Source organism: Paraburkholderia sp. J10-1, from assembly GCF_905220165.1.
Classification (GTDB): Bacteria; Pseudomonadota; Gammaproteobacteria; order Burkholderiales; family Burkholderiaceae; genus Paraburkholderia.
In genome coordinates, this window is record NZ_CAJMYW010000001.1 from 373,256 (window position 1) to 387,218 (window position 13,963).

Below are 13,963 nucleotides of genomic sequence, written 5' to 3' on the forward strand. Positions count from 1 at the left end.
CGTCATGCAGATTTCAGCGCGCAAACTCATCCCCGCCGTCATCGTGATCGCGCTCGCGGTGGGCGGCTATTTCGGCTGGCGCATGCTTTCGGATCGCGGTCCGGGCCCCGGCTTCGTGAGCGGCAACGGCCGTATCGAGGCGACCGAAATCGACGTCGCCACCAAGCTCGCGGGCCGCGTGCGGGACGTGCTCGTGCGCGACGGTGATTTCGTCACCGCCGGCCAGGTACTCGCGCACATGCAGGTCGACACGCTGCAGGCGCAACGAAATGAGGCCGTCGCGCAGCGTCAGCAGGCCGTGAACACCGAGGCGAGCGCCAAGGCGCAGGTTGCGCTGCGCGAGAGCGATCAACGTGCCGCCGAAGCCGGCGTCAAGCAGCGCGAAAGCGAGCTCGATGCCGCGCGCCGTCGCCTCGCCCGCTCCGAAAAGCTCTCGAAAGAAGGCGCGTCCTCAATGCAGGAACTCGACGACGACCGCGCCCGCGTGAAGAGCGCGCAGGCCGCCGTCGCCGCCGCAAAGGCCCAGGTTGCAGCGGCCGCGGCGGCCGTCACCGCGGCTCGCGCGCAACAGACGGGCTCAGCTTCGGCCATCAAGGCCGCACAAGCCACCGTCGACCGCGTGCAGGCCGACATTGCCGACAGCGACCTGAGAGCCCCGCGCGCCGGTCGCGTGCAGTTTCGCGTGGCGCAGCCGGGCGAAGTGCTCGGCGCGGGCGGCCGGGTCCTCAACATGGTCGATCTCGCCGATGTCTACATGACCTTCTTCCTGCCCACCAGCGCGGCGGGCCGCGTGGCGCTTGGCCAGGACGTGCACATCATTCTCGACGCAGCGCCCCAGTACGTGATACCCGCGCGCATCACCTTCGTCTCGTCTACGGCGCAATTCACGCCCAAGACCGTGGAAACGCAGAGCGAACGCGAAAAACTCATGTTCCGCGTGAAGGCGCAGATCGACCCCGAACTGCTGCAACAGCACCTCAAGTATGTGAAAACCGGCCTGCCCGGCGTGGCGTGGGTCAAGCTCGACGCCGACGAAGACTGGCCCGCCAACCTCCAGGTCCGGGTGCCATGATGAGCGAGCCTGCCGTTCACATCGAGCACGTCAGCCTGCGCTACGGCAAGACCGTCGCGCTGCGCGACGTGACGCAGGAAGTGCCTGCTGGCCTCATGGTGGGCCTCATCGGCCCGGACGGCGTGGGCAAGTCGAGCCTGCTCTCGCTCGTGGCCGGCGCACGCGCAGTGCAGGAAGGTACGGTGTGGGTGCTCGGCGGCGACATGGCGAGCAAGCAGCACCGCGACGAGGTTTGCCCGCGCATCGCCTATATGCCGCAGGGGCTCGGCAAGAACCTTTACCCCACGCTTTCGGTCGAAGAGAACCTGCAGTTCTTCGGGCGCCTGTTCGGTCACGACGAAGACGAGCGCCGCCGCCGCATCGACGCGCTCACGCGCAGCACCGGCCTCGATCCCTTTCTCGCGCGGCCAGCGGGCAAGCTCTCGGGCGGCATGAAGCAGAAGCTCGGGCTGTGCTGCGCGCTGATCCACGATCCCGACCTGCTGATTCTGGACGAGCCTACCACGGGCGTGGACCCGCTTGCGCGCGCGCAGTTCTGGGACCTCATCAACGGCATCCGCAAGGAACGCCCGTCGATGAGCGTGATCGTCGCCACCGCGTACATGGACGAGGCGCAGCGCTTCGACTGGCTGATCGCGATGGACGACGGCGCGATTCTCGCGACCGGCACGCCAGCCGAACTGCTTGCGCGCACAACCACGGCTTCGCTCGAAGAGGCCTTCATCGCCCTTCTGCCCGAGTCGAGGAAACGCGGTCATCAGCCGGTGCTGATCGTCCCGCTCGAAGCCGACGAACACGCGGAAATCGCCATCGAGGCGAAGGACCTGACGATGCGCTTCGGCGACTTCGTCGCGGTCGACCATGTGAGCTTTCGCATTCGCCGCGGCGAGATCTTCGGCTTTCTCGGCTCGAACGGCTGCGGCAAATCCACCACGATGAAGATGCTCACGGGGTTGCTGCCAGCGAGCGAGGGCAAGGCCTGGCTCTTCGGCCACGAAGTGAACCCGCGCGACCTCGACACGCGCCGCCGCGTGGGGTACATGTCGCAGGCATTTTCGCTTTACAGCGAACTCACGGTGCGCCAGAACCTCGTGCTGCATGCACGGCTCTTTCACGTACCTGAAGCGCTGATCGAGGCTCGCGTGAACGAGATGGTCGAACGCTTCGATCTGGCCGAAGCGCTCGATACGCTGCCCGAGAGCCTGCCGCTCGGCGTGCGCCAGCGCCTTTCACTCGCGGTGGCGATGGTCCACAAGCCCGAACTGCTGATTCTCGACGAGCCGACTTCGGGCGTCGATCCCGTGGCGCGCGACAACTTCTGGCGCCTGCTGATCGCGCTCGCACGCGAAGACCAGGTGACGATCTTCATCTCCACGCACTTCATGAATGAGGCCGGGCGCTGCGACCGCATTTCGCTTATGCACGCGGGCCGCGTGCTAGTGAGCGACACCCCCGGAGCCATCACACAAATGCGCGGCGCGGCGACGCTCGAAGAAGCGTTCATCGCGTATCTCGTCGATGCGGGTGCGGGCACGGAAGCCAGCGCGTCCGGCGAGCTCGCCGCGCTTGGCGAAAAACAGGCTGAGAACGCGGCCGGGGACGCCACTGAGACCGCCACAGCGAGCGAAGCCCACGCAAGGCAACGCGGCTTCAGCTTCCAGCGCGCCTACAGCTATATGTGGCGCGAAGCACTGGAGTTGCGCCGCGACCCCGTGCGCGCCACGCTGGCACTCGCGGGCTCACTCCTGCTGCTATTCGTGATGGGATTTGGCATCAGCATGGACGTGGAGGACCTGCACTTTGCCGTGCTCGATCACGACCGGACCACGCTTTCCCAGAACTACGAATTGAATCTGGCGGGCTCGCGCTACTTCATCGAGCAGCCGCCCATTGCGAACCATGCGGAGATGGACCGCCGGCTGCGCAGTGGCGAACTCGCTGTCGCGCTGGAGATTCCTCCCGGTTTTGCGCGCGACGTGGCGCGCGGCAGGCCCGTGCAGATCGGCGTCTGGATCGATGGCGCAAATCCGCAGCGTGCGGAGACCGTGCGTGGCTATGTGCTCGGCATGCACCAGGGATGGCTCCTGCAACAGGCGTCGCAGCGCCTGGGCACTGCGGTGCAATCGCCCGTCACCGTACAAACGCGCTTTCGCTACAACCCCGACGTGCGCAGCCTCCCCGCGATGGTGCCGGCCGTGATCCCGGTGCTGCTGCTCATGATGCCCGCCATGCTCACGGCGCTCGCCGTGGTGCGCGAAAAGGAGCTGGGCTCGATCATCAATCTCTACGTCACACCGGTGACGCGCCTCGAATTCCTGCTGGGCAAGCAGGCGCCCTACGTGCTGCTTGCGCTGCTCAATTTCCTGCTGATGACACTACTCGCCGTGACCGTGTTCGGCGTGCCGGTCAAGGGCAGTTTCCTCACGCTGTTCAGCGCAGCCGTACTCTACAGCCTGTGCGCCACAGCCATTGGCCTGCTCGCCTCCACATTCACGAAGAGCCAGATCGCGGCGCTCTTCTTCACGATGATCGGCACGATGGTGCCCTCCATACAGTTCGCCGGCCTCATCACGCCTGTCTCGTCGCTGGAGGGTGCGGGGCGCGTGATCGGCCAGATCTACCCGGCGAGCCACATGCTCACGATCAGCCGCGGCGTGTTCAACAAGGCACTCGATTTCGGCGACCTCTGGCCGTCGTTCTGGCCGCTCGCGCTCGCCACGCCCATCGTGATCGGCGTGACTGTCGCGCTGCTCAGGAAGCAGGAGACCTGACATGGGCCGCCATTTCGCCAACATCTATCGTCTGGGCGTGAAGGAGCTCTGGAGCCTCGCACGCGACCCCATGCTGCTGCTCCTCATCGTCTTCTCGTTCACGGCGATGATCTATTCCTCGGCCACGTCGCGGCCCGAAACGCTGCACATGGCGCCCATCGCCGTAATCGACCACGACGTCTCGCCACTCTCGCAACGCATCATCGAGGCGTTCTTCCCGCCGCACTTCCTCGTGCCAAAGCCTGTCACGCCCGCCGAGGCCGACGCGGGCATGGACGCGGGCCGCTACACCTTCGTGCTCAGCATCCCGCCGAACCTGCAGCGCGACGTGCTCGCAGGCCGCGCTGCCGAGGTGCAACTGAACGTGGACGCCACGCGCATGAGCCAGGCGTTCACGGGCAGCAGCTACATCCAGCAGATGATCGGCGACGAGGTGAGCACCTTCGCGAACCGCTATCGCGCTTCCGAGGAAGCGGACGTCGAACTCGCGGTACGCATGCGCTTTAACCAGAACCTCACGCAGGCGTGGTTCGGCTCGCTCATGGAGATCATCAACAACGTGACGATGCTCTCCATCATCCTTACGGGCGCGGCGCTCATCCGTGAGCGCGAGCATGGCACCATCGAGCACCTGCTCGTCATGCCTGTCACGCCCACGGAGATCATGCTCGCAAAGGTCTGGTCCATGGGTCTCGTGGTGCTCGTGGCGGCAGCGCTTTCGCTTACCTTCATCGTGCGCGGCGCGCTGCACGTGCCCATTGAAGGATCGGTCGCGCTCTTTCTCGCGGGCGCGGCGCTGCACCTGTTCGCCACCACCTCGATGGGCATTTTCATGGCCACGCTCGCTCGCAGCATGCCGCAGTTCGGCATGCTGCTCGTGCTCGTGCTGCTGCCATTGCAGATGCTCTCGGGCGGGAGCACGCCGCGCGAATCCATGCCGCAGTTCGTGCAGAACATCATGCTCGTCGCGCCTACCACGCACTTCGTCGAACTCGGTCAGGCCATTCTCTTTCGCGGCGCGGGCATCGCCGTAGTCTGGCAGCCGTTCCTGTGGCTCGCCGTGATCGGCAGCGTGCTGTTCGCGTTCTCCCTCATGCGCTTTCGCAGGACGCTCAGCCAGATGGCCTGAATTTCAGCACGAGGGGCAGCCGGCCGACTTCTACGCCACTCATCAGCACCTTGAAGAATCGGCCATCCTGGCAGATGCTGCGCTATCTGATGGCAGTTGAACGGTCAGGAACAGGTGAAGCGTTTAGCACGAGTTTCGATCCATGTGAGCATCTCGTCGGCGACGCGGGTGCATCCCGCTCGCCCTTCCGGTTATGCGTCGTGCGCAATGCCCGGACTGAGATAGCGGGAAATGATGCAATTTCACGTTTCGGTAGCGGCTTGCTGTAGAGAAAACCTTCTGCAACCTCGCAACCATGAGCATCGAGAAACGCCGCCTGCTCTATTGTTTCGACGCCTTCTGCGACAACCCGCTGCCCAAGGCAAGGCGCGATGGAAAGAATTGCCTGCACCAGACCGCACGTGCAAGCTGCCGCGCGGTCGCGTAACCTAGGCGGGCAACCGCACAGCCGGTTGTGCGGTCGCCTGCACTGGCACAGCATGAGTTTCCGGACGCGGCGACTCTCCCCTGCTGATCCGCCGCCGCAGCGCTGCAGCGCGGCTCGATACTGTGTTCATTTTGCATCCCTTCATTTTGTTAAGCTACGTCGTCTAGCTCGCCGCTCCGCGCTCACACACATGTGTCGTTGTTTCTTGCAGAAACACCAACGACAAACACCTAAACGACTACGCAAGCGGCGTGGCCGCTTGCTGCGCGGGCGATGAATCGCCCTGCCGGCGGGAAGATTTCGGATTCACGGGCTGGACGCCCTACCTATATCCGCGCTTCGCGCGCCCGATAGGCATTCGTCGCCCTACCGGGTGCTGCCCGCCGAGGGGCGGGCATTACGTCGGCTGGACGCCGACGAAACATCGCACTGCCAAATGGGCCACAGCGAGTTATCGGCCGGGTGCCGACCCATCGCTGCCGTTTGTACATGAGGCGAATGTGGTGCGCTCGTGTTACGATCGCACTAAATAAATAGGTCGCGACCACTGTGCTCGCGCTTGCCACCAAACGGGGAAACATATGAAGAGGGGATTGGTTGTCGCAACGATTTGTGGCCTTCTAACTGGCTGTGGTTCTGGCGTGAATGCTTCGTTGGATGGCAGCACGGACGAGCAATACCAGAAGGATATTAATATCGCGTTTGCGAAGATGACTCCGCGTCAGCAGAGGGCCTTCAATCACTACGCTGCAAACATGCAGATCAGTAGTATCTACGCCAAATACGGCACCACTACACCTAAGAAGTTGGTTGAGGGAGAGGCGAATGGCGAGATCGATGCTGCCCAGAAGGTGATAACCAGTATTTCGTCCGATTTTCCACAAGTTGCAGAATTGGATGCTGCCCTTGGTAAGTTTGTCACATCCAAACCTGAAATAGGCTACATATCGGGAGATGATGGGCAACTTCTTGCCGAAATTTCCTTCGATGTTACTAATAATTCGAGCCGTACGTTTAAGTGCGCAGCTAAGGGCGAGGATAAAAACATATTTACGGCATTTCAAAATATGTTTACTGGCGACGTTCCCTTCAAACTGGATACGACCATCTACGGAAAAGATGGAAAAGGAATCCACATTTCGAACGACAGCCTTTACTTTGAAAAAGACGTCTACCCTAATATCTGCGATGAAATTCCCAGTCCTGGTAAGAGCATTAGGCTGACTTGGAAAACCTCGTTGGGAGATCTGGGCGGCGATCTACCAACGGCTGATCATCTTAAGCGCGTCGGGGTGCGAGAACTGGACGTTAGGATGCAAAAACTCGCGTTGTTCCCGACGGATCAAAAGGCTGTGCCCCAGCTCGTTTTTGCTAAGTACCTCGATAGCGTTAATACCATCGTCGATGCGAAGCAGCTAATCAAAAGCATTCAACCTGAAGATTAAGTATGACCAGCTACGAGATCGATACCAGCGGTTTAGCTTCCCAGCTTTTATTCGTAATATCGTCGGAGTGTGATTTCTTAACTTTTCGCTGTAACAACGGCGAAATTCATCGGATCGCCTCGGACAGAAGAATTGCGGCGCCGCGGTGATATTCGCAAAAGATGACAAAGAGATTAAAGGAGTGCTTTGTGTGATCTTGGATATGTTCGTTATATAAAATCAATAAATAAAGGGTGATTGAGATGGACATTGGATTGTACGTAATGGTCGGCGCTGCAGTGGTTCTCGCACTGGTTGTTAGCATCTATTCTCGAAAAATTACCAGAAGGCGGGCTCTCCGTGATTACGGGGTTGCAGACTGGGCTCAGGTAAAAAAGATAAAAACCGTGGAGCGTAAGACTCCGCTGGGCCGCTTAATGACGGCACTTAATATTATTTTCTTTATCAGTTATTTTATTTTTTGGAAGATTTACGGGGTCGATCAACTTTACAGTATCGTACCGGGCGGGTTGATTTGCCTATTCGCAACTCTTCTTCTGAAAGGGAAAATTAAGCGCCAGCGCGAAGAGATTAAGGCTCGCTTGAATCTTTCTAGCTAAATTTTCCGGCGCCATTTCGGCGCGACTCGGTTAAAGATCAGTCGACACGGCGATCACTGGCTGGTAGGCATCCTATTGATGAGGAGCGAGCGGGCACTCAGATGGGCAGAGTGCGTGCGAGATTCTTCATGGCCGGTCTGCACCTTCGGAATCAGCGATAGCTCCACGCAGCGACTGCCGCGCCGCGCGAATGAAATCGACCACCGAATTCAAATCCCGGCTGATGTCATGTAGCCGGGAATTCCGCGCGTGGATCCGCCCGAGACGGACCCGCCGCGGCATCCTCCCCGGCACAGCAGCAGTACAAGAGACTGGTACAAAGCGGTTTACAGGCAAGACCGTAAGCGCTTGATTTATATACACCTATCAATCATGTCGAATCATCGTATGGACATCATCAAGCGTGCCTGCTAGTTTCACTACCGGGCGCGCGTCACCCGAAGCGCGCCCAGCCCTCGAGAGCCATCGCAACGGCTCTCGATTCCTTGCCCCGCCGTATTCCCCCGGAATCGGCGGGCTTTTTCATGCCGATGCCTGACAGGCGACCCAGGTTGTGAACTGCCCAACCACAAAATCCACGCTGTGATCCCCAATAAAGTTTGGGAACATGGGCGAATTGTGGTTCGCCTGCTACCTTTTCAATCCGGTTGCGCCGACACCCCCGCAATCTCCAGCGACGCCCAACACTGGAAGACAGTGCTTAAAGGCCGCCGCATTCCCCCGGAAGTGGCAGTTTTTTTCGTGTACCTCGCCCTTTGCCGGTCCCGGGTTTCAACCAGGCCGTACAAAGCGCGTGCATTCGCTGGACGACGGGCGATCGGTAGTCGGGATACCATCCGGTGCGCAGGTTGAAGAGCTTGTGCAGATCGGCAACATCCTTCGGAAACGGACGCGCACTTTCCTGCTCCGCGATCACACGCGCAGCCTCCACCAGCCTCGCGCGCTCAAGCCGGTCGCACTCTACGCCGTTTGAACTCATCCAGCTCTGCGCTGGTTTGATCTGATGATCCGTGCGCAACCAGACGCCCTCACGCGCAAAAGCGAAGAACTGGCCCACCACAAGGAAGCACAGCAGTTCGGTACGGGCTTCATCGTCGGAAGTTTTCACGACGCTCAAAAGTGTTCCTGCAGCCCATGGTCGCGAATCAGGCGGTTGATGTGTGACCGCGAGTACCGGATGCCGAATTTCTGCTCGACGAGTTCGACAATGGCCTCCCTGGTCCAGCGTGGAGTCGGAAATCCGTGAAGTGCAGGTGCATGCTTGATCGCGGCGATGAGCCAACTCAGACCCTCTGCAGTAAGCTGCCTGCGGCGCCCGACGTCTCTCAACCGTAAAAGCGAATGCTTGCCGCCGGCCTTGAACAGGGCAGCATAACGGCGAGCCGTAGCAGGGCTAAGCTTAAGTGCTGCCGCTACCTGCTGGATGCTCTGCCCCGCCTCCAGCATCTCCGCGGCGATAATGCGCCGGTCTGTCCACGGCGGCCCGCGAAACCCGGTTTTTCCTTCCATGTTCGCAAACCATCTGCGTGTTTAAGGCTACAAAAATAATTGCAGATATATCCCGCGTGCGCAACCAGGTTCTGCGAATCTTCCCCATCCGGTTGAGCACCGCGTGCACTTGCTCACCAGAGAATCCTTGAAAGTCGAAAGAAAGAATTCTTTGCAATAGTCATGAAATGTGCAGAGAAGCCGAACGCCGAGAACGTTGCCAGGCAGGGCGAGCCGCCGACGCGGCGAATGCCGAATCCGGACCAGTAATGCCTCGCCTACGAGTGTTCTTTTTCTGCCGGCCGTCGGCGATCAGTTTGTGATTCGAGGCGCACACTTTCGTGCATCACATCGTTAGGTGAATGTTATGGGCCGCACGCTTGAGGAGTTCTGTGCCGCATACCGGGACATGCATGCCGCACGAGGTCAATTTGAACGTCACGCTCGCGAGGGAACGGATCCTGATAGACCTGGCGAAATCCTGCTGCTGACGTCAGCACTCAATGCAGCCACTTACCGCTATCTAGCCGCCGTCAACAAGCTCGGTGAGATTGACGCCGCCGATCGACAGTGAACCTTTGCTGGCGCCACGTGCGTCAGCAGCGGGGGCTGCCGGCGCGAAAATCAAAGAGATCCCTATGGGTAAGACATTGGGAATGATCCACTACTGGTGAAACGACCTTTCGGCGCCCCGGTTCAGGAAGACGTTGATAGGTCTACCAGTTATATCGGCTATGTTGAGCTTGTCACGTTAAGGACGATACATGCGCGGAACTCCCGGCTACATGACAGCCGGGAGGCGCTGAGTTCTCGTCGATATGTGTAGGCGTACTCAAATACAAAGTCGTGGCCTGAATGCCGGTAAATCTAACCTCGAGCGGCCTGCCACACTATTCGACGTGGCACTCCGAAAAAGATGAGAAATGCTGATCGTCAATTCTCATTGCTCTTTGGTATTCGACCTGCTCGCTAGCAGTAAGGAAGCGCTGCTGCGAAATCGCGTGCAACCTCGCAAGTATTTCCTCCTGACGCACCTTGGCCTGCGCGTGTTCTTTTTCAAATTCGGCCTGCTTTTTAATGCAATCAGCTTTCTCGGACGCCACGATGGTATCATCATAAAGCTTTGAAATATCGGCAAATTTCAACACGGATACATCAACGATTTTTGAGCCTTGCGCTGGAAAAAGATCCCAATCAAATACGTTTTGCGCCAGGTTATTAAAATCCTTATACGTCGTCTCTTTGGTCACTAATGTTTCATGGAGGACACGTACACGCACTTTTGTCAAGCCGATGCCCCCTCCCCAGCGAGTGCAAGTTCTAGCCTGCCTACGGTCGCATGCGAAAAACGAAGCAGGAGAAGCAACCGGGATACGCGCGCCGTCGCCCTTGAGCGTTACGTACGACGTTGCCTTTCCAGTGGCGTCAAAATGGATTGAATCAATATCCACAATATTCACGTACAGCGGCGCACCGTCTTTCTCATCCAATCTCCAAAAGCGCAATACCTCATTTCCAATGCCGTAATGCTTGCTTGTTGCGGCGATCGTCTCCACCGAATCCTGGCTAGTCGTCTCGTCTTTTCGTTGAATCTTCAATGCGAAAGTGTAGGCCGAACTGGAAGGATATACCTTAGCCTTGTTTAATGCCGCGTCTTCCCTTGCTCTCTGTTGAGCCGCCGGCGAAATAGCACATCCGCCCAAACTCAAAGCAAATCCAATAGTCAAAAACGTTGCGGCGACCGCTTTCGATAATCTATTTTCCAAAGTGACTCCATAAGACGCGTTAAGAAAATTTCGCAGACGGCCAGAACGGTCTTTGCGTCCGTGCCGTTTCGCTGGTTAGTGACCGCGGCAGGTTTGGCAGCGCCGGACCGATAGCCCAGATCCTGCTATCTCAGCGCCCAGCGTCCGCTCGATCAATGCCTTCTTGAGGGTCAGCGTCACGGCATTGATGGTATCGGCCATCATCAGGCCGTTACCGATCCGTACAGGCATGGCAGGGACTGCTGATACGCGGATGGCAGGCGCGATAGTTAATCGAATAGGGATGGCGCAACTCGACAAAGCGTCCTTAATTCGGGCGGCAGCGTCTTGCGCCGTGAGGACCGATGCTTGATCTGTCGCAGACTGCGTTATGACCGGATCGGCCAACGCAGGCGTAGCAACCGCTAGGCCGAGCAGTGCGGCCCCGAATCCCCGTTTTCTCAATTTGGTCCCCGTCTTGTTTTGTCTTATCGATGCGGCGGATCCCGATCTTATTCGTTATTCGTTGCACACGCAACTAACAAGTGCAGAATTAAGCGGCCGCCTGAGTGACAGGACCGAGGATCGCCTGGAAGACTGATACCCAGTTCCCGTCAGCAGGCAGGATTAACCGTGTCCCACCCCGCCGACGACCACGGGTGGCGTAGAAGTCCAACTCATGCCATAAGGATTAGGAGTCCGCGGGCTGTAAAAGCGGACCGCAAATCGCTTCTACTCAGCACTTTGCCGATGGCTCGGACTCGGCTGGCCGATCTTGTCACTCAAACGGCAGTTGTACTTTGGAAACCGCCGTTGGGGACAGGCCGGTTCGACCGGCAGAAGTGGGTCGACCAGGGACGACTACATCTGGGAGATGGCGGCCACTTCCAGTTACTTGCAGATGTTGTATGAACGACCGCTTTCAGTTAGCAAGGGTACCTATCGACAACGTTGGCTTTTCGTTTTTCGGCTAACCGTTGCCCCTTCTACTGCCCCATCTCTCAGGCAACGTACATAACAGCCTCTGGTTGCGCGAATCGCTGCGACACCCGCGACCGGCACCAAACCGAATAATGCTGTCAGCGACTCACAGACAGCTGCCGAAGAAACACCGGCATATCGGTGGCTGGCGGGAATATGTCGAGCGTGTAAAGTATGGCCGCTGCCTGGCCACGATGGTAGGTCGTGTGGTTGACGACGTGCAAAACCATGTCCCGACGAGTCATGCGTCCTGTACCCCCGCCAATGAACTCAAATTGCACAGTTTCTGCCAGTTCGTCCTCCGTAGCCGCATCGGCGTAGCTCATGTACCACTCGTCAATGCTCTGTTGGTTAATCGCTAATTCCTCGAATGTCGGCCAGTTCTCGGGATTGCGCGTAGTCAGATTGTGAGGCTTGCCAAGCAGGTGACACTTCCAGACGTAGTCCATCAGATACGAATGGTTGAGCGTCCCAATCAGACTGCGAAAACTGATTGGTCGCGGTGCGGTAAGCTCTGCAGCGGGAACGGAAGCGACAACTGACAGAAATAGCTCGTCCGCCCAGGCTTTATAGCGAGTAAGAGTTTGTGTGGCTCTCATGAAACCTCCTGGCTGTGTTCAGCAATAGTTTTTTATCTGCCGCACGGTTCTGGCCTGTGGTCGACCGAAGCTCTTGCGCGGATCTGGACAAACGGTTCACGCGCGTCGTGATGTTCGCGTCGATTCATGGTGCCCTCTTACCGCCGTATGAGCACACATCCCCCGATCAGGAGCGCGGTCCCGATGAGACGAGGAAGATCAATTGGGTGTTCCGGAAGGCCCAACCATCCGAAATGGTCGATCGTCACCGATGCGAGCATCTGACCGGTCACAAGCAGGACGACAAAGGTCGCCGTTCCGAGCGTCGGGATAAGCAAGATGGCTAGGGCGATGAAGATTGCGCCAAATAGTCCGCCGCTAAACGCCCACCAGGGGATGCGCCCCGCTACGGCCATAGAAGGGATGGGATCGCGCATGGCAAGCGCGAGCAGCGCGCCATGCAGGTGACCCCGACGAAGTAGCTCACGAAGCCCGACCAGGCGGCCGAGTTCAGGGCGGCGCGGAGGCTCGCGTTCAGTACCTGCTGAACAGCCACGCTGGCCCCAGCCAGAATGGTGAGGGTCGAAAAGAAGAGCACGCTGGGCATCGGCGATTACCTTTCCCGGATTCGTCACTGCGATTTGACGCTACGCCGGCACATGCTGTCAAATGCCGGAATTTACAGTTTCCATGCAAATGAGGCATGATGAACCCGGCCCATATCGACCTGTTTCGTGCCGTGATGCGTCACGGAGGCATGACGAGAGCAGCGCAAGCGCTTGGCGTCGGACAGCCTCATGTCAGTCGCGCAATTGCGCGGCTCGAGGAGGACCTTGGTTTTCCGCTATTTGTACGAGGGCATGGAAGCGCATTGCCGACAAAGGAGGGAGAAGCATTCTTGCGCGAAGTCGAGCGTACCTATGCCGGGCTCGATCAGCTAATTCAGGCGGGGCGTCAAATAAGGGAAATCGGAACCGGGTTGTTGCGTCTGGCATGCCAGCCATCGCTAGCCTCCCGGTTCGTGCCACGCGCGATCCGAAAATTAGATTTGGCGAGTTCTGGAGTGCGTGTCTCGCTTCATGTGCCAAGTCCCGACACGATCTGGTCACGGGTTTCGACTGGGCAGTGCGACATTGGCCTCGTGCGGCCGCGCTCTGGCTACCCCGGTGTCGAGTGCGAAACTTTCCTTACCGTCGACGCGGTGTGTGTGCTGCCACAGCGGCACACTTTGGCTCGCAAACGGACCATCACCGTGTCCGATCTTGTGGGCGTCCCTTTGATCGCAGGTACCCCAGGTATTTTCCAGCAGTCGATTGAGGAGTCATTTATGCGCGCGGGCATTGAGCCGCGCTTTGTCCTGATGGCGCAGTACACGGCAGCGCGGTGCGGCCTTGTGGCGGAAGGGATGGGAGTCGCCATTGTCGACCCGCTGCCGGCCCGCGAATTGACCGGTTTGCCGATCGTGCTGAGGCCCTTCCAGCCTCGTTTGCCCATTGAGACGATGCTTATCCGGCCGGGCGGGAGGCCACCAGATAGCCTCGCAGCACGCTTCATCGATCTTCTGAAGGCCGAACGCGATGCGGTGATGTCAAAATCTATCGACTATCGCTGAAGCGCTCGACCCGTGCGTCGAATCTACAGCGTGGGCCGAAGCTTGATACCCCCGGATTAAATGCAGAAAAGGTTATCTGCCGCTTCGAATGTCCGTTGGCGCCGAAACCGGCCGGT

The 13,963-nt window shown here is 58.9% G+C and carries 14 protein-coding genes and 1 pseudogene; 7 read left to right on the forward strand and 8 right to left on the reverse strand.

Annotation, left to right across the window (positions count from 1 at the left end):
- The first annotated feature begins 4 nt into the window (after window positions 1-4).
- Genes U5A65_RS01715 through U5A65_RS01725 form a run of 3 tightly spaced genes read left to right on the forward strand, consistent with a single transcriptional unit; the run spans window position 5 to window position 4,972 of the window.
- A complete protein-coding gene (locus U5A65_RS01715; protein ID WP_321945257.1) occupies window positions 5-1,072 on the forward strand; it encodes an HlyD family secretion protein in 1,068 nt (355 codons plus the stop codon).
- Window positions 1,072-3,843 (forward strand): ribosome-associated ATPase/putative transporter RbbA, encoded by a 2,772-nt coding sequence (gene rbbA, locus U5A65_RS01720; protein ID WP_321945871.1) that lies wholly within the window; start codon window positions 1,072-1,074, stop codon window positions 3,841-3,843. The genes U5A65_RS01715 and rbbA overlap by 1 nt, the downstream gene beginning before the upstream one ends.
- A 1-nt stretch (window position 3,844) precedes the next feature.
- Entirely contained in the window at window positions 3,845-4,972 is a 1,128-nt protein-coding gene (locus tag U5A65_RS01725) for an ABC transporter permease (protein WP_321945258.1), read from the forward strand.
- An 82-nt stretch (window positions 4,973-5,054) separates the two neighbouring features.
- Here U5A65_RS01725 and U5A65_RS01730 read toward each other — a convergent pair whose 3' ends face one another.
- Window positions 5,055-5,453, reverse strand: coding sequence for an EAL domain-containing protein (locus U5A65_RS01730; protein WP_321945259.1), 399 nt, complete (start codon window positions 5,451-5,453; stop codon window positions 5,055-5,057).
- A 527-nt stretch (window positions 5,454-5,980) separates the two neighbouring features.
- On the opposite strand from U5A65_RS01730, the gene U5A65_RS01735 reads away from it, so the two are divergent.
- Both U5A65_RS01735 and U5A65_RS01740 read left to right on the forward strand, forming a co-directional pair.
- Entirely contained in the window at window positions 5,981-6,844 is an 864-nt protein-coding gene (locus tag U5A65_RS01735) for a hypothetical protein (protein ID WP_321945260.1), read from the forward strand.
- A gap of 242 nt (window positions 6,845-7,086) precedes the next feature.
- A complete protein-coding gene (locus U5A65_RS01740; protein ID WP_321945261.1) occupies window positions 7,087-7,443 on the forward strand; it encodes a hypothetical protein in 357 nt (118 codons plus the stop codon).
- Window positions 7,444-8,143: 700 nt separating this feature from the next.
- Here U5A65_RS01740 and U5A65_RS01745 read toward each other — a convergent pair.
- Window positions 8,144-8,551: a hypothetical protein gene (locus U5A65_RS01745; RefSeq protein WP_321945262.1), complete on the reverse strand. Its 408-nt coding sequence runs from the start codon at window positions 8,549-8,551 to the stop codon at window positions 8,144-8,146.
- A gap of 5 nt (window positions 8,552-8,556) precedes the next feature.
- Window positions 8,557-8,952: a helix-turn-helix domain-containing protein gene (locus U5A65_RS01750; RefSeq protein WP_321945263.1), complete on the reverse strand. Its 396-nt coding sequence runs from the start codon at window positions 8,950-8,952 to the stop codon at window positions 8,557-8,559.
- Window positions 8,953-9,298: 346 nt separating this feature from the next.
- Between U5A65_RS01750 and U5A65_RS01755 the strand changes: the two genes are divergently transcribed.
- Window positions 9,299-9,505: a hypothetical protein gene (locus U5A65_RS01755; RefSeq protein ID WP_321945264.1), complete on the forward strand. Its 207-nt coding sequence runs from the start codon at window positions 9,299-9,301 to the stop codon at window positions 9,503-9,505.
- Between the two features lie 316 nt (window positions 9,506-9,821).
- Here the strand turns inward: U5A65_RS01755 and U5A65_RS01760 are convergent, their stop codons facing one another.
- The 5 genes and pseudogenes from U5A65_RS01760 to U5A65_RS40900 all read right to left on the reverse strand — a co-directional run bounded on the left by U5A65_RS01760 (window position 9,822) and on the right by U5A65_RS40900 (window position 12,842).
- Window positions 9,822-10,697: a hypothetical protein gene (locus tag U5A65_RS01760; protein ID WP_321945265.1), complete on the reverse strand. Its 876-nt coding sequence runs from the start codon at window positions 10,695-10,697 to the stop codon at window positions 9,822-9,824.
- Between the two features lie 41 nt (window positions 10,698-10,738).
- Window positions 10,739-10,928, reverse strand: a pseudogene (locus U5A65_RS01765) (IS256 family transposase); the annotation flags it as partial.
- Between the two features lie 827 nt (window positions 10,929-11,755).
- Window positions 11,756-12,256: a DinB family protein gene (locus U5A65_RS01770; RefSeq protein WP_321945266.1), complete on the reverse strand. Its 501-nt coding sequence runs from the start codon at window positions 12,254-12,256 to the stop codon at window positions 11,756-11,758.
- Window positions 12,257-12,393: 137 nt separating this feature from the next.
- The gene (locus tag U5A65_RS01775) at window positions 12,394-12,672 is read right to left on the reverse strand and encodes a DMT family transporter (protein ID WP_321945267.1); all 279 of its coding nucleotides are present in this window, start codon (window positions 12,670-12,672) and stop codon (window positions 12,394-12,396) included.
- Entirely contained in the window at window positions 12,642-12,842 is a 201-nt protein-coding gene (locus U5A65_RS40900) for a DMT family transporter (protein WP_415764032.1), read from the reverse strand. The genes U5A65_RS01775 and U5A65_RS40900 overlap by 31 nt, the downstream gene beginning before the upstream one ends.
- Before the next feature lie 96 nt (window positions 12,843-12,938).
- Between U5A65_RS40900 and U5A65_RS01780 the strand changes: the two genes are divergently transcribed.
- Window positions 12,939-13,847: a LysR family transcriptional regulator gene (locus U5A65_RS01780; RefSeq protein ID WP_321945268.1), complete on the forward strand. Its 909-nt coding sequence runs from the start codon at window positions 12,939-12,941 to the stop codon at window positions 13,845-13,847.
- Window positions 13,848-13,963 lie beyond the last annotated feature (116 nt).